Source organism: Pseudomonas sp. CP-1, assembly GCF_021213715.1.
GTDB lineage: Bacteria > Pseudomonadota > Gammaproteobacteria > Pseudomonadales > Pseudomonadaceae > Pseudomonas > Pseudomonas aeruginosa.
In genome coordinates, this window is sequence record NZ_JAJQKY010000004.1 from 315,994 (window position 1) to 340,706 (window position 24,713).

General features: G+C 66.5%; 24 protein-coding genes. 14 read left to right on the forward strand and 10 right to left on the reverse strand.

What is annotated here, in order from left to right:
* Nucleotides 1–79 precede the first annotated feature (79 nt).
* Nucleotides 80–2,374, reverse strand: a complete 2,295-nt coding sequence (bglX, locus tag LT948_RS10940) for a beta-glucosidase BglX (RefSeq protein ID WP_073657173.1) — start codon at nt 2,372–2,374, stop codon at nt 80–82.
* Between the two features lie 170 nt (nt 2,375–2,544).
* Nucleotides 2,545–4,602, reverse strand: coding sequence for a putative bifunctional diguanylate cyclase/phosphodiesterase (locus LT948_RS10945; RefSeq protein ID WP_003087737.1), 2,058 nt, complete (start codon nt 4,600–4,602; stop codon nt 2,545–2,547).
* Between the two features lie 352 nt (nt 4,603–4,954).
* Between LT948_RS10945 and LT948_RS10950 the strand changes: the two genes are divergently transcribed.
* From LT948_RS10950 to LT948_RS10975, 6 genes are all read left to right on the forward strand, one after another.
* On the forward strand, nt 4,955–5,296 hold the full coding sequence (locus LT948_RS10950; protein ID WP_003087738.1) for a ribonuclease E inhibitor RraB: 342 nt from the start codon (nt 4,955–4,957) through the stop codon (nt 5,294–5,296).
* 97 nt (nt 5,297–5,393) lie between these two features.
* Nucleotides 5,394–6,092 (forward strand): type 1 glutamine amidotransferase, encoded by a 699-nt coding sequence (locus LT948_RS10955; RefSeq protein WP_003087739.1) that lies wholly within the window; start codon nt 5,394–5,396, stop codon nt 6,090–6,092.
* Between the two features lie 349 nt (nt 6,093–6,441).
* Nucleotides 6,442–7,854, forward strand: coding sequence for a circularly permuted type 2 ATP-grasp protein (locus LT948_RS10960; RefSeq protein ID WP_003087741.1), 1,413 nt, complete (start codon nt 6,442–6,444; stop codon nt 7,852–7,854).
* 2 nt (nt 7,855–7,856) lie between these two features.
* The gene (locus LT948_RS10965; protein ID WP_003087742.1) at nt 7,857–8,810 is read left to right on the forward strand and encodes an alpha-E domain-containing protein; all 954 of its coding nucleotides are present in this window, start codon (nt 7,857–7,859) and stop codon (nt 8,808–8,810) included.
* Entirely contained in the window at nt 8,807–9,607 is an 801-nt protein-coding gene (locus LT948_RS10970) for a transglutaminase family protein (RefSeq protein ID WP_003144758.1), read from the forward strand. The genes LT948_RS10965 and LT948_RS10970 overlap by 4 nt, the downstream gene beginning before the upstream one ends.
* An 81-nt stretch (nt 9,608–9,688) precedes the next feature.
* Complete coding sequence (locus LT948_RS10975; RefSeq protein WP_033995743.1) at nt 9,689–10,420, forward strand: peptidase; 732 nt, start codon at nt 9,689–9,691, stop codon at nt 10,418–10,420.
* Between the two features lie 7 nt (nt 10,421–10,427).
* Here LT948_RS10975 and LT948_RS10980 read toward each other — a convergent pair whose 3' ends face one another.
* On the reverse strand, nt 10,428–11,249 hold the full coding sequence (locus LT948_RS10980) for a cytochrome c (protein ID WP_003109519.1): 822 nt from the start codon (nt 11,247–11,249) through the stop codon (nt 10,428–10,430).
* Nucleotides 11,250–11,361: 112 nt separating this feature from the next.
* Here LT948_RS10980 and LT948_RS10985 point away from each other — a divergent pair, with 112 nt between their 5' ends.
* The 3 genes from LT948_RS10985 (at nt 11,362) to LT948_RS10995 (ending at nt 16,184) form a co-directional block, all read left to right on the forward strand.
* Entirely contained in the window at nt 11,362–12,249 is an 888-nt protein-coding gene (locus tag LT948_RS10985) for an AEC family transporter (protein WP_003087746.1), read from the forward strand.
* Nucleotides 12,250–12,820: 571 nt separating this feature from the next.
* Nucleotides 12,821–14,026, forward strand: a complete 1,206-nt coding sequence (locus LT948_RS10990; RefSeq protein ID WP_003087747.1) for an acetyl-CoA C-acetyltransferase — start codon at nt 12,821–12,823, stop codon at nt 14,024–14,026.
* Nucleotides 14,027–14,039: 13 nt separating this feature from the next.
* Nucleotides 14,040–16,184, forward strand: coding sequence for a 3-hydroxyacyl-CoA dehydrogenase NAD-binding domain-containing protein (locus tag LT948_RS10995; protein ID WP_033995746.1), 2,145 nt, complete (start codon nt 14,040–14,042; stop codon nt 16,182–16,184).
* Nucleotides 16,185–16,569: 385 nt separating this feature from the next.
* Here the strand turns inward: LT948_RS10995 and LT948_RS11000 are convergent, their stop codons facing one another.
* On the reverse strand, nt 16,570–17,484 hold the full coding sequence (locus LT948_RS11000) for a LysR family transcriptional regulator (protein ID WP_003087749.1): 915 nt from the start codon (nt 17,482–17,484) through the stop codon (nt 16,570–16,572).
* A gap of 151 nt (nt 17,485–17,635) precedes the next feature.
* Between LT948_RS11000 and LT948_RS11005 the strand changes: the two genes are divergently transcribed.
* On the forward strand, nt 17,636–18,607 hold the full coding sequence (locus LT948_RS11005; protein ID WP_003113567.1) for an aldo/keto reductase: 972 nt from the start codon (nt 17,636–17,638) through the stop codon (nt 18,605–18,607).
* Nucleotides 18,608–18,629: 22 nt separating this feature from the next.
* Nucleotides 18,630–19,628 (forward strand): SMP-30/gluconolactonase/LRE family protein, encoded by a 999-nt coding sequence (locus LT948_RS11010; RefSeq protein WP_003140024.1) that lies wholly within the window; start codon nt 18,630–18,632, stop codon nt 19,626–19,628.
* Between the two features lie 8 nt (nt 19,629–19,636).
* Here LT948_RS11010 and LT948_RS11015 read toward each other — a convergent pair whose 3' ends face one another.
* Nucleotides 19,637–20,008 carry a glutaredoxin family protein gene (locus tag LT948_RS11015; protein WP_003087752.1) on the reverse strand — a complete coding sequence of 124 codons (372 nt, stop codon included), beginning with the start codon at nt 20,006–20,008 and terminating at the stop codon, nt 19,637–19,639.
* Between the two features lie 244 nt (nt 20,009–20,252).
* On the opposite strand from LT948_RS11015, the gene LT948_RS11020 reads away from it, so the two are divergent.
* Nucleotides 20,253–20,975, forward strand: coding sequence for an amidotransferase (locus LT948_RS11020; RefSeq protein ID WP_003087753.1), 723 nt, complete (start codon nt 20,253–20,255; stop codon nt 20,973–20,975).
* A 57-nt stretch (nt 20,976–21,032) separates the two neighbouring features.
* Here the strand turns inward: LT948_RS11020 and LT948_RS11025 are convergent, their stop codons facing one another.
* The 3 genes from LT948_RS11025 to LT948_RS11035 form a co-directional block, all read right to left on the reverse strand.
* On the reverse strand, nt 21,033–21,272 hold the full coding sequence (locus tag LT948_RS11025; RefSeq protein ID WP_003087754.1) for a hypothetical protein: 240 nt from the start codon (nt 21,270–21,272) through the stop codon (nt 21,033–21,035).
* A gap of 27 nt (nt 21,273–21,299) precedes the next feature.
* Nucleotides 21,300–21,518 (reverse strand): hypothetical protein, encoded by a 219-nt coding sequence (locus LT948_RS11030; RefSeq protein WP_003098091.1) that lies wholly within the window; start codon nt 21,516–21,518, stop codon nt 21,300–21,302.
* A gap of 154 nt (nt 21,519–21,672) precedes the next feature.
* Nucleotides 21,673–22,161 carry a hypothetical protein gene (locus LT948_RS11035; protein ID WP_003087756.1) on the reverse strand — a complete coding sequence of 163 codons (489 nt, stop codon included), beginning with the start codon at nt 22,159–22,161 and terminating at the stop codon, nt 21,673–21,675.
* A 220-nt stretch (nt 22,162–22,381) separates the two neighbouring features.
* On the opposite strand from LT948_RS11035, the gene LT948_RS11040 reads away from it, so the two are divergent.
* Complete coding sequence (locus LT948_RS11040; RefSeq protein WP_003087757.1) at nt 22,382–22,888, forward strand: macro domain-containing protein; 507 nt, start codon at nt 22,382–22,384, stop codon at nt 22,886–22,888.
* Nucleotides 22,889–22,959: 71 nt separating this feature from the next.
* On the opposite strand, the gene LT948_RS11045 is transcribed toward LT948_RS11040, so the two are convergent.
* On the reverse strand, nt 22,960–23,148 hold the full coding sequence (locus tag LT948_RS11045; protein WP_003087758.1) for a hypothetical protein: 189 nt from the start codon (nt 23,146–23,148) through the stop codon (nt 22,960–22,962).
* 149 nt (nt 23,149–23,297) lie between these two features.
* Nucleotides 23,298–23,987 (reverse strand): crotonase/enoyl-CoA hydratase family protein, encoded by a 690-nt coding sequence (locus LT948_RS11050; protein WP_003087759.1) that lies wholly within the window; start codon nt 23,985–23,987, stop codon nt 23,298–23,300.
* Nucleotides 23,988–24,371: 384 nt separating this feature from the next.
* On the opposite strand from LT948_RS11050, the gene LT948_RS11055 reads away from it, so the two are divergent.
* Nucleotides 24,372–24,656: a GNAT family N-acetyltransferase gene (locus LT948_RS11055; protein ID WP_003087762.1), complete on the forward strand. Its 285-nt coding sequence runs from the start codon at nt 24,372–24,374 to the stop codon at nt 24,654–24,656.
* The last annotated feature ends 57 nt before the right edge of the window (nt 24,657–24,713 follow it).

Here is a 24,713-nt window from a genome sequence, read left to right on the forward strand (position 1 = left end):
TTGGCTCCGGGCCGAGGGCCGAGGGCTGAGGCGCTGCCGTTCGCCCGCGGCGGCGACGCTGGCGGTGCGGTCGGCGCCTTCAGAGCAGGGTGAAGCTGCGGCTTTCGGTTTGCGCCGAGTCCAGGCCGACGAAGACCTTGAACTCGCCTGGCTCGGCCGTGTGCCTGAGCTGGCTGTCGTAGAACTTCAGGTCCGCCTCGCCGAGGCGGAAGACGATCTCCCGCGATTCGCCGGGCTCCAGCATCACCTTGCGGAACCCGCGCAGTTCCTTCACTGGACGGCTGAGGCTGGCGACCGGGTCCTGCAGGTAAAGCTGGACCACCGTGGCGCCGGCGCGCTTGCCGCTGTTGTTGAGCGTGACCCGCGCTTCCAGGGTGTCGCCGCGGGCCAGCCGTTCGCTGGACAGGCGCAGGGGCGAGAGACTGAACTCGGTGTAGCTGAGGCCGTAGCCGAACGGGTAGAGCGGGCCGTTGGCTTCGTCGAAATAGCGCGAGGTGTATTTGCCGGGGTTGTCGTGGTCCATCGGCCGGCCGGTGTTCAGGTGGTTGTAGTAGACCGGTACCTGGCCCACCGAGCGCGGGAAGGACATGGTCAGCTTGCCGCTGGGGTTGTGCTCGCCGAACAGCACGTCGGCGATGGCATTGCCGCCTTCGGTGCCACTGAACCAGGTTTCCAGGATCGCGTCGGCGTTTTCCTGCTCCCAGCCCAGCGACAGCGGTCGGCCGTTCATCAGCACCAGCACCAGCGGCTTGCCGGTGGCCTTCAGTGCCTTCAGCAGCCGCCGCTGGCTGGCCGGGATGCGCAGGTCGGTGCGACTGGAGGCCTCGTGGGCCATGCCCTGCGATTCGCCGACCACGGCGACCACCAGGTCGGCGTCGCGCGCGGTGCGCAAGGCCTCCTCGAGCATCGCCTCGGCGGAGCGCGGATCGACCTCGACTTCCGGGTTGTAGCTGTTCAGGTAGTCGAGGATCGCCTGGTCGCCACTGACGTTGGCACCCTTGGCGTAGAGCAGGGTGGCACGCTCGCCGACGGCATTGGCCAGGCCCTGGTAGACGGTTACCGCCTGGCGTGGCACGCCGGCTGCCGACCAACTGCCGATGACGTCGCGCTGGCTCTTGGCCAGCGGGCCGATCACCGCGATCCGCCCCTGCTTCTTCAGCGGCAGCAGACCGTCGCGGTTCTTCAGCAGGACCAGTCCTTCGCGAGCCACCTCGCGGGCGGCCTGGCGGTGCAGGCGGCTCTCGGCGTTGGTGTCGAACGGCGGGTCGTCCGGCTTGCCCAGGCGCCGGTAGGGATCGGCGAACAGGCCGAGGTCGTACTTCGCCGCCAGCACGTCGCGGCAGGCGCGATCGATGTCGGCCTGGTCGATCTCGCCGGCCGCCAGTAGCTTCGGCAGCCAGGTCGAGTAGAGATCGTCGTTCATGTTCATGTCGACACCGGCCTGGATCGCCAGGCGCGTGGCGTCCCGCTCGTTGCCGGCGAGGCCGTGCTTGATCAGTTCCTTCACCGCGCCATGGTCGCTGATGGTCAGCCCCTTGAAGCCCCACTGCTGGCGCAGCAGGTCGGTCAGCAGCCAGCGGTTGGCGGTGGCGGGCACGCCGTTGATGGTGTTCAGCGAGACCATCACCGCGCCGGCGCCGGCGTCCACCGCGGCCTTGTAGGGCGGCAGGTAGTCCTGGAACATGCGCGGCAGGCTCATGTCCACGGTGTTGTAGTCGCGGCCGCCTTCGGCCGCGCCGTACAGGGCGAAGTGCTTGACCGCCGCCATGATGCTGTCCGGGGCGGCCAGGTTGGAGCCCTGGTAGGCACGGACCATCACGCCGGACAGCAGCGAGGTCAGGTAGGTATCTTCGCCGAAGCCTTCCGAGACCCGCCCCCAGCGCGCGTCGCGGGTGATGTCGACCATCGGCGAGAAGCTCATGTCGAGCCCGTCGGCGCTGGCTTCGAGGGCGGAGATCCGCGCGCTGCGGGCGACCACCTCGGGGTCCCAGCTGGCGGCGAGGCCGAGGCTGATGGGGAAGATGGTGCGGTGGCCGTGGGCCACATCGTAGGCATGGAACAGCGGGATCTTCAGGCGGCTATGGCGGACCTGATCCTGCATGGCGCGAATGTCCGGGCGGGTCACGGTATTGAAGATGGCGCCGACCTTGCCGGCGCGGATGTCCGCCATCAGCGCTTCCTTGGGATGGTCGGCGCCGACGCTGACCAGGCGTAGCTGGCCGATCTTTTCCGCGTTGCTCATGCGAGCCATCAGGCTGGCGATGAAACGCTCCTTGTCGGTAGCCGGTGGATTGCCGGATTCGCCCTGGCCAGCCGCCAGTGCCGGGCTCCCGCTCAGCCCGATGAGAAGCCCCAGTACACACAGCCTGTTCATGCATGTTTTCTCGTTATTGGATAGACGCTCGTCGTGGCGGCGTGACATGTCGCGGCATGCCGCCCGGCGGGCGCGACATAAGGTGTTCGCAGCGCGGGCGGAAGTCAACGAGACGGCGATGGGCGAATCTGCCGGTTCTGACAGGTCCCGTGGCACGCCGCTGGCGGCGCTCAGGCGACGCTGGCGAGCAACTGCTCGGCCGGCATCGGCCTGCCGAGCAGGAAGCCTTGCAGCGAATTGCAGCCGAGGCGGGTCAGGAACTCCTGCTGGGCCTCGGTTTCCACGCCCTCGGCGACGATCTTCAGGTTCAGCGTGCGGCCGAGGGCGACGATCGCCGAGACGATCGCGGCGTCGTCGCTGTCGTGGGCCAGCTCGTTGATGAAGCCACGGTCGATCTTCAGTTCGCTCGCCGGCAGGCGCTTGAGATAGAGCAGGCTGGAGTAGCCGGTGCCGAAGTCGTCGATGGAGATGCCGACGCCCATCGCCGATAACTGCTCGAGGATCACCAGGCTGGCATCGGCATCGCGCATGGCGGTCGATTCGGTCACCTCGAGGATCAGGTGGCTGGGCTCCAGGCTGTGGCGCAGGAGTGCGTTGCGCACCGAGTCGACCAGGCCGGCATGGGCGAACTGCAGGGCCGAAAGGTTCACCGCGATGTTCCACTCCGCATGCCCGCCGTCCAGCCAGAGGCGCATCTGCCGGCAGGCTTCGTCGAGCACCCACTCGCCGATCTGCACGATCAGGCCGGTTTTTTCCGCCAGCGGCAGGAACTGGTCGGGGGGGATCAGTCCGTGTTGCGGATGCTCCCAGCGCAGCAGCGCTTCCACGCCGACCATCGGTCCGTTCGGCGCCAGTACCTTGGGTTGGTAGTGCAAGACCAACTGCCGGCGCTCCAGGGCCTGGCGCAGGTCATGGAGCAGTTGCAACTGTTCCTGGGCGTTGGCGTTCATCGAACTCTCGAAGAAGCAGTAGCCGTTCCGTCCCTGGTCCTTGGCGTGATACATCGCCGCGTCGGCATTGATCATCAGTTCGTGGCGGGTCTGCCCGTCGCCGGGGTAGAGCGCGATGCCGATGCTCGCCGAGATCCGCACCTCGTGGCGGGATATCTGGTACGGCTGGCTGATCCGCTTCACCAGTTTCTCGGCCAGGGTCGCGGCGTCGGCGGGCTCGCGGGCCTCGATCAGCAGGACGAACTCGTCGCCGCCGAGGCGGGCGATGGTGTCCTGGGCGCGGACGTTGGCGCGGATACGCTCGGCGACTTCGATCAGCAACAGGTCGCCGAGGTGATGGCCGTAGGCATCGTTGACCGCCTTGAAGCCGTCCAGGTCCATGAACAGCACGGCGAACCGGCGATCGTCGCGGATCGCCTGCTGGATCGCCTGCTCCAGGCGGTCGTCGAGGAGCATGCGGTTGGGCAGCTTGGTCAGGTTGTCGTGCAGGGCCAACTGGATCAGCTCGCGGTTGGCTCGTGCGAGGGAGGTGGCGAGCACCGAGGTACGTGCCTCCAGGCGCGAGTCCAGCACCGAGACGATCAGGGCGATGGCGATCACCGCCAGGGTGATCACGATGACCAGCACCGCCAGCCAGCCGTTGTCGATGCCTCGGCCGGCGGCGCCGCAGAAGCTGCCCAGGGGGAACTGCGCGGCGGCCATCCCGGTGTAGTGCATGCCGACGATGGCGCAGCCCATCACCAGGGCGGCGCCGGCGCGGACCAGGACGATGCGCCGGCTGCCATGGCGCAGGCGGAAGGCGATCCACAGCGCGGCGCCGGAGGCGATCACCGCGATCAGGATGGAGAGGCCGAGCCACAGCGGGTCGTAGACGATCCCCGGCATCATCAGCAGGGCGGCCATCCCGGTGTAGTGCATGGCGGCGATGCCGCTGCCCATCAGCAGGGCGCCCAGCGCCAGGCGTTGCCAGGGGAGTTCCGCCTGGCACACCAGCCAGAGGGCGAAGGCCGAACTGCCGACGGCCAGTAGCAGCGACAGCAGGGTCAGGCCCAGGTCGTAGCCGAGCGGGATCGGCAGGCTGAAGGCGAGCATGCCGACGAAATGCATCGACCAGATGCCGAAGCCCATGGCGAAAGCGCCGCCGATCAGCCAGGAGAGCGCCTCGCGGCCTTTCGCCAGGGTCACCCGGCCGGCCATGTCGAGAGCGGTGTAGGACGCCAGGATGGCCACAATCAGGGAAAAGGCGACAAGAACCTGGTTGTAGCTGCTGATAAGCATGAAAGCGTCCGAACGGGATAGCGGGAGAGAAGTGGTTGATATCAACCTGATATTATTGCACGAGTCGCTTTCGCCAATGCCATCGGGCAGGACCAACGGTCGCCGGCGCAGGCGGAATCTTGCTCAACGGCCGGGCGTTTTGTACAGCGCTTTGTCTGCCGCCGGTCGCCGCCCGCCGGGGCAGGCGGCGGAAAGCTCGGCAGCGCTGGCAGGTTGACGCTACCCTGAAAGAAGCCATGGTCGTCCGATCCTCCTCTGGCCTGATCACAAAACTCTCATGATCGCCGACGATGGCTTCAGCTGAATGGGGAATCGGTGAATTTTCTGAATGTCTCGACAGGAGGTGCGTCTCATGGAAAAGCCCTTCTCGGATGATGTCAGCGTGAATGTCCTGCGTCGCATGAAAGAAGGCGGCTTCGACTTCGCGCGCATCCATCCCATCGACTTCTTCGCCATCTTTCCCAGTGAGCGGGAGGCCCGCCAGGCAGCGGGCCAGTTTCGCGGCGAGTCGCTCAGGGCCCAAGTCGTCGCTCGCGACGATGGCTCCTGGAACCTGCAGGTCAGCAAGGTGATGTACGCCACCCATGCCGCCATCGGTGCCTTCGAACACGACCTGGAGGAAGTCGTGGTGCCGCTGGGCGGCGTGCTGGACGGGTGGGGCGTGACCCAGGAGGTCACTTCGCTGCGTCCGTGACGGCGGCGGGACCCCGGCCGCGATCCCGGGCCGGGGCTCCTGCGTCGGGCTTTCCTTCCTCGAAGGCTTTCCTTCAGACTGGGGAAGGAGGTAAGCCATGAGCGATATTCTGATCCTGACCCATGCCGAGTTCTGTCCGCCAGGCCATCTGGGTGCCGTGCTGGCGGCGCGCGGCCTGGACTTCCGCGTGATCCGCGCCGACCTCGGCGAACTCGCCGGTCTCGACGCCGAACGCCCGCGAGCGGTGGCGATCATGGGTGGGCCGATGAGCGTCAACGACGACCTGCCCTGGTTGCGCGACGAACTGGCGCTGCTGCGTCGCTTCATCGAGCGGCGCATCCCGCTGATCGGCCATTGCCTCGGCGGCCAGTTGCTGGCCCGCGCCCTGGGCGCGACGGTGCGGCACCAGCCCTACACCGAAATGGGCTGGCAGCCCATGCAGCGGGAAAGCCGCGACAGTCCATGGCTGGCCGGGCTGCCGGAGCGCTTCTCGATCTTCCAGTGGCACGGCGATGCCTTCGACCTGCCGCAGGGCGCCGAGCGCCTGCTGTCCAGCCCGTGGTGCGAGAACCAGGGGTTTTCCTGGGGCGATCACGTACTCGGCCTGCAAGGCCATCCGGAAATGACCGAGGAACTGGTGCGGCGCTGGATCGCCGGCTGGCCGCACCTGCTCGATCCCTCCCAGCCCAGCCAGCAATCCGCCGAGGACATGCTGGCCGGGTTGCCTGCCAAGGTTGCCGGGCTGAATCGGGTGGCCGAGGGTTTCTACCGTCATTGGCTGTCGCTGATCGATTGACCTTCCCGGCCGCGGGCGCTTCCCTGGCACTACCGCCGGTCCGCTTTATCGCTCGTTCGAGCGAGACGGCTGTCTGCATGGAAGGGAGGGGAGAAGCCGTCTCCCTTCCGGGTCTGTTCTAGACTTATCGGTCCCACAGGTCGCTTCGCGATCGGCAGGTCGATGCCGGTCCGTGGCCGCGGGGCGCGCATGCCGTCGAACGGGGCGCCCTTCCTCTCCCTGTGGGCAGGATGCACCAGACTGGGGCGAACCCGCCGCGCCGACCCTGCGAATCGCCGACGAGCCGTGATCCGCGCGCTGGCACGGGCTTTGCGAGTTCCCCATCGTTCGTGACGACAAGGAGTCCGGCATGGCACGTATGTTTTACGACGAGATGCACGATGCTGGCGGCGAATGCCGCTCGCATTATCGGGAATTCGCTCGCTGGCTGGCCGACACCCCTGAAGAGCAATTGCTGCAACGCCGGCGCGAAGCCGACCTGCTGTTCCATCGCGCCGGCATCACCTTCACCCTGTACGGCGACGAGCAGGGCACCGAGCGCCTGATCCCCTTCGACACCATCCCGCGCAGCATCCCCGCGGCGGAGTGGGCGCACATCGAGGCCGGCTGCATCCAGCGCGTCCAGGCGCTGAACCTGTTCCTCGCCGATCTCTACCACGAACAGCGCATCCTCAAGGCCGGGGTGATTCCTGCCGAGCAGGTCCTGGCCAACGACCAGTACCAACTGGCGATGCAGGGACTGGACCTGCCGGGCAACGTCTACGCGCACATTGCCGGGGTCGACCTGGTCCGCGACGGCAGCGGCAACTACTACGTGCTGGAGGACAACCTGCGCACGCCCAGCGGTGTTTCCTACATGCTGGAAAACCGCAAGATGATGATGCGCCTGTTCCCCGAGCTGTTCGTCCGCCAGCGCGTGGCGCCGATCGACCACTACCCGGACCTGCTGCTCGACACCCTAAAGCGGGCCAGTGACGTCGAATCGCCGAGCGTGGTGGTATTGACGCCGGGACGTTTCAACAGCGCCTACTTCGAACACGCCTTCCTCGCCCGCGAGATGGGCGTGGAACTGGTCGAAGGCGCCGATCTGTTCGTCCGCGACGAGCGGGTCTACATGCGCACGACGGCCGGACCGCAACCGGTGGACGTGATCTACCGAAGGATCGACGACGCCTTCCTCGACCCGCTGGCGTTCAACCCGGATTCGCTGCTCGGCGTGCCCGGCCTGCTGGCCGCCTACCGGGCCGGCAACCTGGTGCTGGCCAACGCGATCGGTACCGGGGTGGCCGACGACAAGTCGATCTACCCCTACGTGCCGGACATGATCCGCTTCTACCTCGGCGAAGACCCGCTGCTGCACAACGTGCCGACCTGGCAATGTCGCAAGCCGAAGGAACTGGCGCACGTCCTGGCGCACCTGCCGGAGCTGGTGGTGAAGGAGACCCAGGGGTCCGGCGGCTACGGCATGCTGGTCGGACCGGCGGCCAGCCGGGAGGAAATCGAGCTGTTCCGCGAGCGCCTGAAGGCTCGCCCGGAGGCCTATATCGCGCAACCGACGCTGTCCCTGTCGACCTGTCCGACCTTCGTCGAGAGCGGCGTCGCGCCGCGCCATATCGACCTGCGGCCGTTCGTCCTGTCTGCGCCGGATCGGGTTCGCCTGGTGCCTGGCGGGCTGACCCGGGTGGCGTTGCGCGAAGGCTCGCTGGTGGTCAATTCGTCCCAGGGCGGCGGCACCAAGGACACCTGGGTGGTGGAGGAATAAGCATGCTCAGCCGGACCGCTTCCGACCTGTACTGGATGTCGCGCTACCTGGAACGCGCGGAGAACCTCGCCCGCATGCTCGACGTCAGCTACTCGCTGTCGCTGTTGCCGCAGGACCGCAACGGCGGCGGCCTGGACGAACTGGCCATGCCGCTGCTGATCACCGGCACCCTCGACGCCTACCTGGAGCGCCACGGCGAACTGGCCGCCGAGCGCCTGCTGAGTTTCTTTGCCCTCGACCCGGACAACCCGGCGAGCATCTACAGCTGCCTGGCTGCAGCGCGCGCCAGTGCCCATGCGGTACGCGGGCGGATCACCCTGGACATGTGGGAGAACATCAACGCCACCTGGCTGGAAATGCGCGGCATCGCCGCCGAGGGCATCCTGCGCTATGGCATCAGTCGTTTCTGCGAATGGGTGAAGGACCGCTCGCACCTGTTCCGCGGCGCGACCTTCGCCACCAGCATGCGCAACGATGCGTTCCGCTTCATCCGTCTCGGAACCTTCATCGAACGGGCCGACAATACCTTGCGCCTGCTCGATGCGCGCTACCAGACCCAGGGCGAAGCGGCGCTCGCCGGGGCGGACGAGGGCACCGCGCGCGGCTACTACCAGTGGAGCGCGCTGCTGCGGGCGCTATCCGCCTTCGAGGGCTACACCGAGCTGTACCGCGCCTCGCCCAACGCGCGCAACATCGCCGAATTGCTGCTGTTGCGCGAGGACGTGCCGCGTTCGCTGCTGTCCTGCATCGAGGAACTGAGCGAGATCCTTTCCGGCCTGCCCGGTGTCAACGGCCGGCCGGCGCAGCGCCTGGCCGCCGAGCTGGAGGCGCGGGTGCGCTACACCGGCATCGACGAGGTGCTGGAACAGGGCCTGCATACCTGGATCACCGACTACATCCTGCTGGTTCGCCAGTTGGCCAACGCCATTCACAGCTCCTACCTGGAGGCCGCATGAGACTCTCGATCACCCACGACACCACCTATCGCTACGAAGACCGGGTGCGCGCCAGCATCCAGTACCTGCGCCTGACCCCGCAGGACAGCGAGCGCCAGCACGTGGTCGATTGGCGCCTGGACCTGCCGCGCCCGGCGCGGCCGCTGCGCGATCCGTACGGCAACATCCTGCACGTCCTGACCCTGGACGAACCGCATGAGTCGGTCCTGATCGCCGCCCACGGCCTGGTCGAGATCGACGAGGAGCGCGAGGTGGAGCACGATCGCCAGTCGCCGTTGCCGTTCCTGCGCAGCACCCGCCTGACCGGCGCCGATGCCGAGATGCGCGCCTTCGCCGAACGCGCCATGGGCGGCCGCAAGGACCGCGGCGGCCTGCTCGACCTGATGCATGCGCTGCACGAGCATATCCTGTACCAGCCGGGGGCGACCCGCGTCGACAGCACCGCCATCGAGGCCTTCGGCGCACGCGCCGGGGTCTGCCAGGACCATGCCCATGCCTTCCTCGCCTGCATCCGCAGCAAGGGCGTGCCGGGGCGCTACGTCTCCGGCTACCTCTACACCGAGGACGATACGCACCTGGCCAGCCATGCCTGGGCCGAGGCCTGGCTCGGCGACGGCTGGTACAGCTTCGACGTGACCAACCGGCTCGGCCGCCCGGAGCGCCATCTCAAGCTGGCCGTCGGCCTCGACTACCTGGATGCCTGCCCGGTGCGCGGTTTGCGCCGTGGCGGCGGTTGCGAGCAGATGCATGCGCGGGTGCTGGTCAGCGCGCCGCTGCTGCAGGTGCAGCAACAGTGACGATCTATTGCGCGCCTGGCGTTATCGGCGATTGGCTTTACGCTTGAGGGGCGGGGACGGACGGAATAAGGAAGATTCGAGATGACCTACTGTGTCGCGATGCACCTGGCCGACGGCTTGGTGCTCGCCTCCGATTCGCGGACCAACGCCGGGATCGACCATATCGCCACCTTCCGCAAGCTGTTCACCTTCGGCACGCCCGGCGAGCGCCTGCTGGTGGTGCAGACGGCCGGCAACCTGGCGACCTCGCAATCGGTGATCAACCTGCTGCAGCAGCGCATCCGCCGGGACGGCGCCAGCCTGCTCAACGTGCCCTCGGTCTACGACGCCACGGCGCTGATCGCCGAAACCACCCGCGAGGTGATGGCCCGCGACGGCGGCAATCTGGCCGGCAATACCGACCTGAGCTGTTCCTTCCTGGTCGGCGGGCAGATCGCCGGCGGACCGCCGGCGCTGTACAGCATCTACCCCCAGGGCAACTTCATCCAGGCCACGCCGGACACGCCTTTCCTGCAACTGGGCGAAAGCAAGTACGGCAAGCCGATCCTCGACCGCAACCTGACTTTCGACACGCCGCTGGAGCAGGCCCTGCGCTGCGCGCTGGTGTCGTTCGACTCGACCATCCGCAGCAACCTCTCGGTGGGCATGCCGCTGGACCTGCTGGTCTACCACCGCGACAGCCTGATCCTGCCGGAGGGCTACCGGGTCACCGAGGACGACGCCTATTTCAGCGCCATCCGCCGCCAGTGGAGCGCCGGCCTGCACGACTTGCTGGAGCGCCTGCCGTCGCCGCCCTCGGCGTACAACATCTGACGCCGCTTCAGCCGGCCGCGCCCGCTTTGCGGCCGGCCATGTGGCGCAGGTAGCCGATCAGCTGGCGCAATTCCTGGTCGTCGATCACCCGTTCCGGGAACGCCGGCATTTTCGCCTGTGGCCATTGCCGCAGCGCCTGCGGGTCGCGGATGTAGCGGGAGAGGAATTGCGGCTGGAAGTACTCGGTGGGGTTGTACGGCAGGTTCAGGTCCGGGCCGAACTGGGCGTCGCCGGCACCGTTGAGACGGTGGCAGGCCAGGCAGTTCTTCTGGAACACGGCGAAGCCGGCGCGCACTTCCGCGCTGGCGTCGGCGGCCGGCAGCAGGGCCGGGAAGCGTTCGGCCAGAGGGGGCTGATAGCGGATGCGGACGACCTGGAAGGGCCATTGCTCCGGACCGATGCGTTTTTCCTCGGGTTTGCTCCAGACCAGATAGAACGGCCCGGCGGACGGCTTGCCGGCGCCCAACGGCGGCCAGGGGCGCTGCGGATCCTCTATCGCCAGCCAGGCTTGCGAGCCCTGTTCGGCGAGCAGCGGGGCGGCCGGCAACTCGGCGGCGAAGCCATCGCTGGCCACGGCCTGCAAATGGTCTTCGGGATGCACGCCTTTCAACAAGGCCGCCAGTGGCACGGCGCGGTAGCGCATGTTCCGGCGGTAGGCGACGTCGGCCGGGATGTCCAGGTCGCGGGCCTGCGGATGCCTGAGCAGTTCTTCGCTGCTCCAGGTCTGCGTGCCCCCCGGCAGTTCCAGGCGGAGCTCGGCGGCCCAGGCGGCAGCCACAGGGAAGAGCAGGGCACCTAGCAACGCCAGGCGCGGGAGAGTGACAGGCATGCGGGTTCCTCGTGCATCCGCCGGTTATGACATGGAGCGAGAGATTGGCACGGAACGGGGGCCTCGCGGTAGCATGCGGGCCATTGCATAGCTGGCTAACCAAGGGGTTCCCGTGCTCGCCGAGTTGTTCGCCGTGATGGCGCCCGTGCTGTTCGGCGCCGGTGTCGGTTATGTCTGGGTCCGTCTCGGACACGCCTATCCGACCGAGTTCGTTTCGCGCATCGTGTTCAACATCGGTTCGCCATGCCTGATCCTCGCCACCCTGGCGCATACCCGGGTGGACCTGCATAGCTTCGGCCGGATGGCCCTGGCCAGCGCGCTGATCTGCGTCTGCATGGCTGCGCTGGGCTGGGCGGCGGCGCGCCTCGGGCGCCAGGAGTGGCAGGTGCTGGTGCCGGCCTACAGCTTCCCGAATGTCGGCAACATGGGCCTGCCGGTGTGCCTGTATGCGTTCGGCGAGGCGGGGATGACCCTGGCGGTGGCGTTCTACCTGATCATGTCGATCGGCAACTTCAGCCTCGGCGTGTTCTGGATGAGCGGCGAGCGCTCCTGGCGCTCGCTGCTGGGCAATCCGATCCTGCTCAGCGTGCTGCTGGCCTTGTTGTTGATGGGGCTCGACCTGCAACTGCCGCGCTGGATGGCGAATACCGTCGACCTGATGGCCGGGCTGACCATTCCGCTGATGCTGATCACCCTCGGCGTGTCCCTGGCCAGCATCCGTCCGCGGCAACTGGGCAATGGCTTCTTCTATGGCGGCCTGCGTCTTCTGCTGGGGGCGCTGGTGGGCTGGTCGGTGGCGCTGGCGTTGCAATTGCCGCCGCTGGCGCAGGGGGTGCTGGTGGTGCAATCGTCGATGCCGGTGGCGGTGTTCAACTATCTCTACGCCTTGCGCGGCAATCGTTCGCCGGATCAGGTCGCCAGTCTGGTGCTGTGTTCGACCTTGCTGTCGTTCGCCTTCATTCCGCTGCTGCTGACCTGGTGGCTGCCTGCGCTGCGCTGACCGCGAGGCGGTGCGCAGCGTGCAGGCAGCAGGGTGCCCTAGCGGATCAGACTGTTAAGGTTGGGAAGGATCAGGATGACTGTGGTGGCGAAGACGATGAGGCTCGCTTGCCGCCATCTTTTTGGCTGCTCGTTCAACATGGCCTGTCTGCCTTTCTTGTTGTCGGGTGGCTGCCTGCTCCGCGCTACGGCCCGGCGGAACGGCTTGCCACGCAGTGGCGTACTCTTCGGTCGGCCCGGCATCCCCGGCGTCGACCTCCCTTTCGAACGCTTGCATGAATCAGTCTAAGCCCCGGCCTGCGCGGGCTTAGACCACTTGGATACAAGCTGCTCCGGTCTAGACATATTCCCTCTATATGACAGCGTGGTGACGGCTCTGGCGTGCGTCTCGACCGTTCGTCCGGTGTCCGGGTTTCCGGTCGAAAGATGGCATGGTGCTATCTTCCCGGCGTTGCAGGCTGAGCTGGGCGGTCAATCAGCCTGAGCGGTTCGGTCATTGTCCCGCCGGCGAGCCTGTTTAAGGTAGGCGGAGGCCCGCTCGGCCGGACGAGAACAGGATAAGAGAGACCGCCATGACCGACGCATTCATTTACGACGCCGTGCGTACTCCCCGCGGCAAGGGCAAGAAGGATGGCGCGCTGCACAGCGTCAAGCCGGTGAACCTGATGGCCGGGCTGTTGCGCGCGGTCCAGCGGCGCAACGACCTGGATACCGCCCAGGTCGACGATATCGTGCTCGGCTGCGTGACGCCGGTGGGCGACCAGGGCGCCGATATCGCCAAGACCGCGGCGCTGGTGGCCGACTGGGACGAACAGGTTGCCGGCGTGCAGATCAACCGTTTCTGCGCCTCCGGCCTGGAGGCGGTGAACCTGGGGGCGATGAAGGTACGCTCCGGTTTCGAGGACCTGGTCCTGGTCGGCGGCGTCGAGTCCATGTCACGCGTGCCGATGGGCTCCGACGGCGGCGCCTGGGCACTGGATCCGGAAACCAACCTGCACACCAGCTTCGTCCCGCAAGGGATCGGCGCCGACCTGATCGCCACCCTGGAAGGCTTCAGTCGTGCCGATGTCGATGCCTTCGCCCTGCGCTCCCAGCAGAAGGCCGCCAAGGCACGCGCCGAAGGGCTGTTCGGCAAGTCGCTGGTGCCGGTCGCCGACCAGAACGGCATCGTCCTGCTCGACCACGATGAGTTCATTCGCGCCGACTCCACCCTGGAAGGGCTCGCCGCGCTCAAGCCGAGTTTCGAGATGATGGGGCAGATGGGCTTCGACGCCACCGCGCTGCGCAAGTACAGCCAGGTCGAGCGCATCGAGCACGTGCATACGCCGGGCAACAGCTCGGGGATCGTCGACGGCGCCAGCGCCATGCTCATCGGCTCCGAGGCCAAGGGCCGCGAACTGGGCCTGAAGGCGCGGGCGCGGATCGTCGCTACCGCGGTGACCTCCACCGACCCCACCATCATGCTTACCGGCCCCGCGCCGGCGACCCGCAAGGCCCTGGCCAAGGCCGGCCTGAAGGTGGAAGACATCGATCTGTTCGAAGTCAACGAGGCGTTCGCTTCGGTGGTGATGAAATTCATGAAGGACATGGGCGTGGCGGAAAGCAAGGTCAACGTCAACGGCGGCGCCATCGCCATGGGCCACCCGCTCGGCGCCACCGGCTGCATCATCCTCGGCACGCTGCTCGACGAACTGGAGCGGCGCAACCTGCGCTACGGCCTGGCCACCCTCTGCGTAGGTGGCGGCATGGGCATCGCCACCATCATCGAGCGCGTGTGAAGGGAGAACCGGAATGACTGACGCTATCCGTTACGAAAAAGGCCAGGACAACGTCGTCGTCCTGACCATGGACATGCCCGGGCAGAGCGCCAACACCATGAACGGTGTCTACCGCGAGGCGATGGCGAAGACCATCGCGCGGCTGGAGGCGGAGAAAGAGGGGATCGCCGGCGTGGTGCTGACCTCGGCGAAGAAGACCTTCTTCGCCGGCGGCGATCTCAACGAGCTGATCAAGGTCACCAAGGCCGACGCCCCGGCCTTCTACCAGGGCATCCTCGAACTCAAGGGCCAACTGCGGCGCCTGGAGACCCTCGGCAAGCCGGTGGTCGCCGCGATCAACGGCGCTGCGCTGGGCGGCGGCTGGGAGATCTGCCTGGCCTGCCACCACCGCATCGCCCTGGACAATCCCGGCGTGCAGCTCGGCCTGCCGGAGGTGACTCTCGGCCTGTTGCCGGGCGGCGGCGGGGTGGTACGTATGGTGCGCCTGCTTGGCCTGGAGAAAGCCCTGCCGTACCTCGCCGAAGGCAAGAAGGTGCGTCCGGCGGAAGCGCTCAAGGCCGGGCTGATCCACGAACTGGCCGACAGCCCCGAGGAAATGCTGGAGAAGGCCCGCGCCTGGATCCTCGCCAACCCGGCGGCGAAGCAGCCCTGGGACAGCGCCGGCTACAAGATTCCCGGCGGTACGCCTGCCAGTCCCAACGTGGCGCAGATGCTGGCCATCGCACCGTCGGTGCTGCGCGACAAGACCAAGGGTTGCTTCCCGGCGCCCGAGAAGATCATGTGCGCGGCGGTGGAGGGCGCCCAGGTCGATTTCGACACCGCGCAACTGATCGAGGCGCGCTATTTCACCGAGCTGACCACCGGCCAGGTGGCGAAGAACATGATCGGCACCTTCTGGTTCCAGCTCAACGAGATCAACGCCGGCAAGTCGCGGCCGCAGGGGTATCCGGTGCGGGCGACGAAAAAGGTCGGCGTGCTCGGCGCCGGGATGATGGGCGCGGGCATCGCCTACGTATCGGCGGCGGCCGGCATCGAGGTGGTGCTCAAGGATGTCTCGCTGGAAGCGGCGGAGAAGGGCAAGGCTTATTCGGCCAGGCTGCTGGACAAGAAGGTTGCGCGCGGGCACCTGTCCGCCGAGAAGCGCGACGTCTTCCTCGCGCGGATCGTGCCGAGCGTCAGCGAAGCCGACTTCGAAGGCTGCGACCTGATCATCGAGGCGGTCTTCGAGGACCGCGCGCTGAAAGGCAAGGTCACCGCCGAGGCCGAGAAACATGCCCTGGCCGATGCGGTGGTGGCGTCCAATACCTCGACCCTGCCGATCACCGGTCTGGCCCAGGCGGTGGCGCGGCCGGAGAAGTTCATCGGCCTGCACTTCTTCAGCCCGGTGGACAAGATGCCGCTGGTGGAGATCATCCGCGGCGAAAAGACCAGCGACGAAACCCTGGCACGCGGTTTCGACTACGTGCTGCAGATCAAGAAAACGCCGATCGTGGTCAACGACAGCCGCGGCTTCTTCACCTCGCGGGTATTCGGCACCTTCACCAACGAAGGCATCGCCATGCTCGGCGAAGGCGTGAGCGCCGCGATGATCGACAACCAGGCGCGCCAGGCCGGTATGCCGGTGGGGCCGCTGGCGATTTCCGACGAAGTCTCGCTGAGCCTGATGACCCACATCCGCAACCAGACCGCCCGCGACCTCGAGGCCGAGGGCAAGGCTCTGCCGACGCACCCCGCGTTCGCCGTGATCGACCTGATGGTCAATGAGTACAAGCGCCCGGGCAAGGCGGCCGGCGCCGGCTTCTACGACTACCCGGCGAACGGCAGGAAACATCTCTGGGCGGAACTCAAGAGCCGCTTCGAGAAGCCCGATGCGCAAATATCCGCCGAGGACGTACGCGACCGCCTGCTGTTCATCCAGGCCATCGAGACCGTGCGTTGCGTGGAGGAGGGGGTATTGCACTCCACCGCCGACGCGAACATCGGCTCGATCTTCGGTATCGGTTTCGCCGCCTGGAGCGGGGGCGCCTTGCAGTTCATCAACCAGTACGGCCTGAAGGACTTCATCGCCCGCGCCCAATACCTGGTCGAACAGTACGGCGAGCGCTTCGAGCCGCCGGCGCTGTTGCTGGAGAAGGCGGCGAAGGGCGAGCTGTTCTGAGTCCTGACGTCGCATGGAGAGCCGGCCTTCGGGCCGGCTTTCTCGTGGTCGCGTACCGCGGCGGATGACGCCACCCCGGTATGCCCAGGTTCTTGCCAGCCAGGCCGCCACGGGTAGGGCGAATAGCTCCATGGGCGCTATCCGCCGATATGCCGAGGTTCGGCGGATAACCGCGATGCGGTTATGCGCCCTACGCCGCGCGTCGGTACAGGCCCTTGCCTCCAAGCCGCCATTGGTAGGGCGAATAGCGCCACAGGCGCTATCCGCCGATATACCGAGATTCGGCGGATAACCGCGATGCGGTTATGCGCCCTACGCCGTGCGTCGGTACGGGCCAGCCTCCATGCTTGCCTCCAGGCTGCCACGGGCGCTTCCGCCGATGTGCCTACGCGGGACCTGGGTGTTCCTCGCCGGGGTAGCGCAGCAGGTCGATCACGGCGCTCAACGCCGCCGGGTGGTTGCGGCGGTTCGGATAATAGAGATGGAAACCGGGAAAGGGGGCGCACCAATCCGCCAGGACCCGTTCCAGGCGGCCGGCGGCGAGGTGCTCGGCGACTTCCTCCTCGATGGCGAAGGCAATCCCGACATCGGCCAGCGCCGCCTGTAGCATCAGGCGCGGGTCGTCGAGGACCAGCGGTCCGCTCACGGCCACCGAAAGCGCTTTCGTGCCCTTGCTGAATTGCCATTTGTACAGCTCTCCGGAAGACACCTTGCGCCAGCCGATGCAACGGTGGCCGAGCAATTCCTCCGGGCTACCCGGCCTGCCTTGCCGTCGGAAGTAGGCCGGGGTCGCAACGATGGCCAAGCGCAGGTCCGGGCCGACCCGCACGGCGCGCATGCCGTGCTGGAGGTCTTCGCCGAGGCGGATGCCGGCGTCGAAACCGGCTTCGACGATATTGGCGAAACCCTCGTCCGCCACCACTTCCAAGGTGATGCCGGGATAGTCGCGGGCCAGTTCGCCGAAACGTGGCGCGAGGACGAGACCGATGGCGTTTCGCGGTGCGTTGATTCGTACCAGGCCGTGAGGCGTTTCGCGAAAGCGGTTAAGGCTGTCCAGCGCGGCGGCGATGTCTTCGAACGCCGGGTCCAGGTGTGCCAGCAGGTGCTCGCCGGCCTCGGTCGGCGAGACGTTGCGAGTGGTGCGGTTGAGCAGGCGGATGCCGAGCTGGGTTTCCAGTTCGCGCAGGGTGTGGCTGAGCGTCGGCGGGGTTACGCCGAGGGTGGCGGCGGCGCGGCGGAAACTGCGTTCGCGAGCGATGGCGACGAAGGCGGCGAGACCGGCGAGATCGGGCTTCTTCATTGGATTATTAAAATAACTCGATCAATGAAAGAGATTTTTCCAGGATAGTTAGCTATTCGGCAGCAATATAGCATCGTCGGGAAACCTGGCTCATGAACAGGGTGGGGCCGGGGAAACCGCTCTTTTCAGAGCCTTCCGACGAGGTCGTACGATGCAGCATGTCCGTCTTGGCAACAGCGGCCTGAAAGTCTCCCGACTCTGCCTGGGGTGCATGACCTATGGCGATCCGGCGTGGCGTCCGTGGGTGCTGGACGAGGAACGGGCGCGTCCGTTCATTCGCGAGGCGCTGGAAGCCGGGATCGACTTCTTCGACAGTGCCGATATCTATTCCACCGGCGAGAGCGAGCGGATCCTCGGGCGCGCGCTCAGGGACTTCGCGCAGCGCGAGGACCTGGTAATCGCCACCAAGGCGTTCTTTCCCATGAGCGACAGGCCCAACGCCTGCGGCTTGTCGCGCAAGCACCTGCTTGCCAGCGTGGATGCCTCGCTGCGGCGGTTGGGTACGGACTACCTGGATCTCTTCGTGATCCATCGCTTCGATCCGGACACCCCGATCGAGGAAACCTGCGAAACCCTCGACAGCCTGGTGCGCGTCGGCAAGGTCCGTTACCTCGGCGCCTCGTCGATGCCGGCCTGGCGCTTCATGAAGATGCTCGCCTTCCAGCGCCACCACGGCCTGGCGCAATTCATCTCGATGCAGAGCCAGTACAACCTGATCGTTCGCGAGGACGAGGAGGACCTCGTGCCGCTGTGCCGGGAAGAGGGGATCGCGTTGACGCCCTGGTCGCCGCTGGCGCGTGGGCTGCTGGCCGGAGCGCGAAGCGCCGGCACGCTGCGGACCCGGACGGACGAACAGGCCCCGCGCTGGTACGGCGGCAGGGAGGAAGTCGAGTCGACCCTCGGCGCGTTGGAGAAACTCGCCGCAGCCCGCGGGCTTCCACCGGCGCAACTCGCCCTGGCCTGGCTGCTTGGCCGGAACGGTGTCGCCGCGCCGATCGTCGGCCTGTCCAGGCCGCATCACCTCGAGGATGCCCTCGCGGCGCTGACGCTGGACCTCGCCGAAGAGGAGTGCGCCACGCTGGAGGCGCCGCTCACGGCGCGCGCCCGGACCCCGCGCTGGTAGGGCGCACATCGACGGAGAAAGCATGATGAGACGACAGGCTTCCGTGTTGCTGCTGGTATCCATGGTATCGGCGACCGTCTTGCCGGTTTTCGCCCGTGCGCCGGGCGAGCGCGAACCGTCCTGCGCCGCGACGAGCATCGTTCTGCCAGCGGGGGCCCGGTATCCCAACGGCATCGCCCATGCCGCCGATGGAACGCTGTACGTCGGCCTGGTCACCAGCGGGCGCATCCTGCGCAAGCCTCCCGGGGGCGAGTGGGAAACCTTCTTCGCCGGCAGCCCGGCGATCTTCGCTGCCACCGCGCTGCGGCTGGACGAGTCGCGTGGCCTGCTCTGGGGCAATTCGCCGGACTTCCTACCCGCTGGCCGGCGCCGGCCGCATGGGGTGTTCGCCCTGGATCTCGCGACCGGTGCCGTGCGCCGATATCTGACCCTGCCCGGCGACGGGATGGGTAACGATCTCGCGGTGGCGCCGGACGGAACGGTCTACCTGAGCGAAACCCGGGATGGCAGCCTGATGCGGCTGCGGCCCGGGGAACCGGCGTTCCAGGTGTTGCTGCGCGACAGCCGCCTGGCCGGCCCCGGCGGGCTGGGCGCGGCGGGCATCGTCCGGGTGGACGACGACACCCTGCTGGTCGGCAACTTCGGTAGCGGGGCGATCCATGTCGTCGAAGGGGTCGCCACGCGTCCGCGGCTGCGCGAGATGGAGCTGCCCCGAACGCTGGAGAATCCGGACGGCATGGCGCTGGCTCCGGACGGCTCGCTGATCGTGCTGGAGAACGCCATCCGCAGCGGCGCCGGCAAGGTGCTGCGGATCGCCGAGCCGCTCGCCGCCGGGCGGCGCGGCATCGAAGTGATACGCGAGGGCCTGGAGTCGCCGGTCAACCTGACCGTCACCGGACAGGGCTGCGCCTATGTCAGCGAGTCACGCATTCGCCACCGCCTGTTGCCGGGGCGCGAGGGCGAGGTGCCGGCGCATTTCCTGATCCATCGGCTGCCCCTGGATGCGGCCGGGGGCCGTTGATCGGCCGCTCAGGCGTTGGCGAAACGGCCTTCCAGATAGGCGATGATCTCGCTGGATTCGTACATCCAGCGCACCTGGCCGTTTTCCTCGATGCGCAGGCACGGCACCTTGACCTTGCCGCCGCCTTCCAGCAAAGCCTGGCGGGCCTGCGGATCGTTCATGGCGTCCTTGAGTTGCATCGGCAGGTTCAGCCGGTGCATGGCGCGGCGTGTCTTCACGCAGAACGGACAGGCGCGGAACTGGTAGAGCGACAGGTTCCGCAGCGCCCGCTCGACCTCGGCCTGGGCCTCGGCGCTGCGCTGCAGCTTGCGGGGGCGGCTGACGAAGTCGGCGAGGATAATCGCCTGACCCAGTCCGTTACGTACTGCCTTGAGCAACATGGCGTGTGCCTCGCGGGAAAACCGCCAGTTTACGTGGCGGTTCCGGGCATGGGGAGTCCTTCCGTCTCCTGTGCAGATTTCTTTACGGCTGGGCGTCTCGGGAATCTTTCTGCCGGCTGCTTGTTTTTTGGCGAATCGTCCGGATATTCCTTTCGAGGCCAGGGCGACGGTTCCCTTGCCCGCGCTCCTGTGTTAATTAAATCAAACGAAAACGACAATAACCCCACTTCTTCAGAGAGTCTTTATGTCGCTCCGCATCTGTATCCTGGAAACCGATATCCTTCGTCCCGAGCTGATCGAGCGCTACGAAGGCTACGGCCGGATGTTCCAGCAACTGTTCGCCAAGCAACCGATCGCCGCTGAATTCGTCATCTACAACGTGGTGGAGGGGCGCTATCCGGCGGACGACGAGCGCTTCGACGCCTACCTGGTGACCGGCAGCAAGGCCGACTCCTTCGGTCCCGACCCGTGGATCCAGACCCTGAAGACCTTCCTCCTGGACCGCTACGAGCGCGGCGACAAGCTCCTCGGCGTGTGTTTCGGCCACCAGTTGCTGGCCCTGCTGCTCGGTGGCAAGGCCGAGCGCGCCAGCCAGGGCTGGGGCATGGGCATCCACCAGTACCAGTTGAACGAACGGGCCGACTGGATGAGCCCGGCGCTGCCGGACCTGACCCTGTTGATCAGCCACCAGGACCAGGTCACCCGGCTGCCGGAAAACGCGCGGGTGATCGCTTCCAGCGACTTCTGTCCCTATGCCGCCTACGCCATCGGCGACCAGGTGCTGTGCTTCCAGGGGCATCCCGAGTTCGTCCACGACTATTCCCGTGAACTGCTCGAACTGCGTCAGCAGCACCTGGGTGAGGAACTCTATCGCAAGGGGGTCGACAGCCTGGCGAGGGACCACCAGGGCACCGTCGTCGCCGAATGGATGATGCGTTTCGTCGCGCGCCAGCCGACCGGCGCCTGAGCCGGCCCCGCGCCGTGCGAGCGCCGCCAGCCTCCCGGGGTTGGCGGCGTTTTCGTTTCAGGCCGGGCAGTCGAGGATGAAGCGCTCCGGGATCCAGCGCTGCGGGCGTGCCGGCGGGGTGCCGCTCTGCAGCTTCAGCGCCAGGTTGGCCGCCAGCGCGCGGACCATCGCCTGGTTGCATTCGATGGTGCGCGCCAGTGCGCCTGCCGAGCCTTGGGCGAGGCCGAGTAGCGAGTAGCCATTGGTCAATATCGCCAGGGCGGCGACGATCCAGAATTTCCGTGTTTGCCTTCTCATGCTGTTTCCCGGGAAAGAAGCCGGCGTTCAACCGGCGCGTCGACTGTTCAACCCCGAGAGCAGGCCTGGCAGGGCCTGGCCGATCTGGTTGGAGAAGGTCGTGGCGGTGTCGTTGTCCGGTGTGGCGTTCCTGGCGCTTTCGGCGCCGGCAACGAGGCTCAGCACGACCAGCATGAGGATGGCGTACAGACCCAGGGTGGCCAGGGCGGTGTTGCGGGCGTAATGGCGTGGGCTGCGACGTTTCATGGCGGCTTCCGTGATCGATACCTCGGATGGGCATAGGATCGCGGAGAAGAATTCGATTGGATAACGAATTGTCGCGCTATTAACTATCGATAGAAATGATGCTTTGGCCGAACGACCGGTACGGGTTGCGGGGCCCGGGTTCGGGCCCGATGGATCAGGACGAAGTCGGCGCGAGCAGGCGATCGACCACCTGCCGGGCTCGCTCGAAGGAGGGGTAGCCGCTGCGCGCGACCGGCAGCTCGGCGTAGGCCTGGCGATAGGTCTCGGCCTTGGGAATGTCGGCGCGCGGCAACAGGAAGGGCTCGGCGTAGATCTTGTAGAGCATCGCGTTGGCCAGCGGGTAGCGTCGCTCGGCGGAACGTTCGAGGAGGCGGGTGATGCGCTCGCAATCGCTGGCCTGGCCGTCGCGGCGAGCGATCAGCACGGCCTGGTAGAAGTCCGCCTCGCCGCTGCGGTCGTCGCGCGCTGCGCGCTCCAGCAGGGCCTGGGCCAGCGGCAGGCGATCGCGGTCGTTGGCGACGATGATCAGTTTCGCCTGCAGCATGTCGTTCTCGTACAGCAGTTTTTCCCTGTCGCTGTCCTGGCGGCAGGTGGCGCAGCTTGCCAACAGCGGGATCAGGCAAAGTGCAATCCATTTCGGCATGGCGGTTGTTTCCTTGTCATGGATGAGACGGCACGAGGCTGGAATCCAATGGAGAGGCGAGGCGCCTCCAAGGTTCCCTCGCATGCAGTCTAGTCGGCCCGTAGCGGATGGGACCGGCCGTTCTTGATACGCATCAACTGGCGCCGGCGGGCAAGGCGTACGGTGAAAGATGCAGGGCGGCGCACGAAGCGCCTGTCCCGAAGCCAAGAAGGAAACGCTCATGATTCGTGAAGTTGAAGGTGACATTCTGCTTTCCGGGGCCCAGGTGATCGCCCACGGCATCGCGCCCCAGGACCATTTCGACAGCGGCCTGGCCCTCGCCTTGCGCGAACGCTGGCCGTCGATGGTTCGCGACTACCGGCATGCCGCCCATGCCAGGGCGCCCGAGCCGGGCGGCATCTGGGTCTGGGCCGGGGTCGACGAGCAGGGCAAGACCCAGTGCATCGTCAACCTGATCACCCAGGGCATGCTGCACAGCGGTCGTAGCGCCAAGCCGGGCAAGGCGAGCCTGGAGGATGTCGGCCATGCCCTGCGCGAGCTGGCCCGCTATGTGCGCAGCGAAGGGGTGAGCAGCCTGGCTCTGCCCTGCGTGGCGACGGGAGTGGGCGGGCTGGACTGGTCCGAGGTCAAGCCGCTGGTGGTTCGCCACCTGGGCGACCTGGAGATCCCGGTGATTCTCTACGAGGTCTATCGCAAGGGCGTGGCGGCCGAGGAAAAGCTGGCCTGAACGAAAAGCCCGGCGTGAGCCGGGCTTTTCAGGGTTGCGGGGAAAAGAAAAACGTTCCTGGCAGGCGGCGTTCAACCCTGCGCATCGGTGTCGCTCGCGGTTGGCGCCGTGGCCTGTTGCTGCTGGGCCTGCTCGATGGCGTGCTGGTTCAGTTGGACCATGCGGTTTTCCATCAGGCTGGATTCGTCGGCGAAGCTGGCTTGCACTGCGAGGGTGGTAGCCATGCCGAGGAGAATGGCGGCGAAGACATTGCGTTTCATGATGACCTCCGGTTTTCCTTGGGAATGTCATCAGGATAATTCGTAATAATTTTTTAAAAATAGCAGTTCTGGAGAGTTACCTTTGCGTAATAAGTAATTATTGGGCGCAAAAAAGCCCGGTATCAACCGGGCTTTCGCTGGAGCGGGCCTTAGCCCAGGTGCTTCTTGTCCAGCTCGATCGCCTGGTCGAGGGTTTCCAGCAGTGCCTTGCGCACCTTGAGCTTGGTATTGCGGTGCGCGGTCATGTTGAGTTTCTTCAACTGCTGGGCCGCTGCACGCGCGCTTTCCTGCAACTGGTCGGCGCTGACCAGGGTGTCGAGGAAGCCGGCATCCACCGCAGCGGCCGGACTGAACATCTCGGCATTGATGACCGAGCGGGTGAACGCCGACTTGCGCAGGCGATCGCGGGCCAGCTCGATGCCGACATGGTGCATGGTCATGCCGATGGCGACTTCGTTCAGGCCGATCTGGAACGGCCCGTCGACGCCGATCCGGTAGTCGGCCGAGAGCAGCAGGAAGGCGCCCTTGGCTACCGCGTGCCCGGGGCAGGCGACGATCACCGGGTAGGGATGGGAGAGCAGGCGGCGAGCCAGGGTCGAGCCGGCGGCGACCAGGTTGACGGCATTCTCCGGGCCGGAGGTCATGACCTTCAGGTCGTAGCCACCAGAGAGGATGCCCGGCTGGCCGGTGACGATGACCACGGCCTTGTCCTGCAAGGCCTGGTCGAGAGCCTGGTTGAAGGCGTCGATCACCGCCGGGGAGATGGCGTTCACCTTGCCGTTGTTGAGGGTCAGGGTGGCGATGCCGTCTTCGAACTGGTAGCTGATCAACTCGCTCATGGCAGGATTCCTTTTGGTGGAGTGGCGCAGACCTTACTGATGGCCGCCGTCGGCGTAAAGCGCTTTGGCTGACCCGCGGGTCATGCGCGATTGCGCTTGCGCGGCCTCCCGGCCAGGGCTCCAGCGACGCCTGCGCGTTCCTGCCAGAAGAAACGGTTGAGTCTGACCGGGGAAGACAGCAATATGGGCCCTATCGTTAGTCCGGCCTTGCATGCGGTGCAGGCCAGCCGTTTCGAGGATGTCCGCCAGGCGCGATCCGCCACCGGGACGAGAACGGACGAAGGTCTCCGGCGGTCCGCTGGAGGCCGGTACGCGGGGGCGTCCTCGCGAGGAACCTATCAATCAGGCGCGGGTCGGGTTACGAACCCGTTGAGGAGATCCAAAGTGAGCGAGTCCCTGTCCATCCATCATGACGTGGGCGGCCATCAATTCGAGACGACGGTGGATGGCCATCGTGCCTATCTGGCCTATATGGACCTGGGCAAGCAGACGCTGGATATCTACCGGACCTTCGTACCGGATTCGCTGCGTGGTCGCGGTATCGCCGCTGCGTTGACCGAGCACGCCCTGCAGTACGCCGACCGCATGGGCTACAGCGTGATCCCGTCCTGCTCCTACGTGGAGCGTTACATCGAGCGTCGTCAGCGTCAGGCCGATCCGGCCGCCTGAGCAGGCGTGCAATGAAAAACGCCGGGCATCAGCCCGGCGTTTTCGTTTCCGCCTCGC

Bases quoted from the DNA above. Each gene is read 5' to 3' on its own strand.
- bglX (WP_073657173.1), bottom strand. From the start codon at position 2,374: ATGAACAGGCTGTGTGTACTGGGGCTTCTCATCGGGCTGAGCGGGAGC.
- LT948_RS10945 (WP_003087737.1), bottom strand. From the start codon at position 4,602: ATGCTTATCAGCAGCTACAACCAGGTTCTTGTCGCCTTTTCCCTGATT.
- LT948_RS10950 (WP_003087738.1), top strand. From the start codon at position 4,955: ATGGAAAAGCCCTTCTCGGATGATGTCAGCGTGAATGTCCTGCGTCGC.
- LT948_RS10955 (WP_003087739.1), top strand. From the start codon at position 5,394: ATGAGCGATATTCTGATCCTGACCCATGCCGAGTTCTGTCCGCCAGGC.
- LT948_RS10960 (WP_003087741.1), top strand. From the start codon at position 6,442: ATGGCACGTATGTTTTACGACGAGATGCACGATGCTGGCGGCGAATGC.
- LT948_RS10965 (WP_003087742.1), top strand. From the start codon at position 7,857: ATGCTCAGCCGGACCGCTTCCGACCTGTACTGGATGTCGCGCTACCTG.
- LT948_RS10970 (WP_003144758.1), top strand. From the start codon at position 8,807: ATGAGACTCTCGATCACCCACGACACCACCTATCGCTACGAAGACCGG.
- LT948_RS10975 (WP_033995743.1), top strand. From the start codon at position 9,689: ATGACCTACTGTGTCGCGATGCACCTGGCCGACGGCTTGGTGCTCGCC.
- LT948_RS10980 (WP_003109519.1), bottom strand. From the start codon at position 11,249: ATGCCTGTCACTCTCCCGCGCCTGGCGTTGCTAGGTGCCCTGCTCTTC.
- LT948_RS10990 (WP_003087747.1), top strand. From the start codon at position 12,821: ATGACCGACGCATTCATTTACGACGCCGTGCGTACTCCCCGCGGCAAG.
- LT948_RS10995 (WP_033995746.1), top strand. From the start codon at position 14,040: ATGACTGACGCTATCCGTTACGAAAAAGGCCAGGACAACGTCGTCGTC.
- LT948_RS11000 (WP_003087749.1), bottom strand. From the start codon at position 17,484: ATGAAGAAGCCCGATCTCGCCGGTCTCGCCGCCTTCGTCGCCATCGCT.
- LT948_RS11005 (WP_003113567.1), top strand. From the start codon at position 17,636: ATGCAGCATGTCCGTCTTGGCAACAGCGGCCTGAAAGTCTCCCGACTC.
- LT948_RS11010 (WP_003140024.1), top strand. From the start codon at position 18,630: ATGATGAGACGACAGGCTTCCGTGTTGCTGCTGGTATCCATGGTATCG.
- LT948_RS11015 (WP_003087752.1), bottom strand. From the start codon at position 20,008: ATGTTGCTCAAGGCAGTACGTAACGGACTGGGTCAGGCGATTATCCTC.
- LT948_RS11020 (WP_003087753.1), top strand. From the start codon at position 20,253: ATGTCGCTCCGCATCTGTATCCTGGAAACCGATATCCTTCGTCCCGAG.
- LT948_RS11025 (WP_003087754.1), bottom strand. From the start codon at position 21,272: ATGAGAAGGCAAACACGGAAATTCTGGATCGTCGCCGCCCTGGCGATA.
- LT948_RS11030 (WP_003098091.1), bottom strand. From the start codon at position 21,518: ATGAAACGTCGCAGCCCACGCCATTACGCCCGCAACACCGCCCTGGCC.
- LT948_RS11035 (WP_003087756.1), bottom strand. From the start codon at position 22,161: ATGCCGAAATGGATTGCACTTTGCCTGATCCCGCTGTTGGCAAGCTGC.
- LT948_RS11040 (WP_003087757.1), top strand. From the start codon at position 22,382: ATGATTCGTGAAGTTGAAGGTGACATTCTGCTTTCCGGGGCCCAGGTG.
- LT948_RS11045 (WP_003087758.1), bottom strand. From the start codon at position 23,148: ATGAAACGCAATGTCTTCGCCGCCATTCTCCTCGGCATGGCTACCACC.
- LT948_RS11050 (WP_003087759.1), bottom strand. From the start codon at position 23,987: ATGAGCGAGTTGATCAGCTACCAGTTCGAAGACGGCATCGCCACCCTG.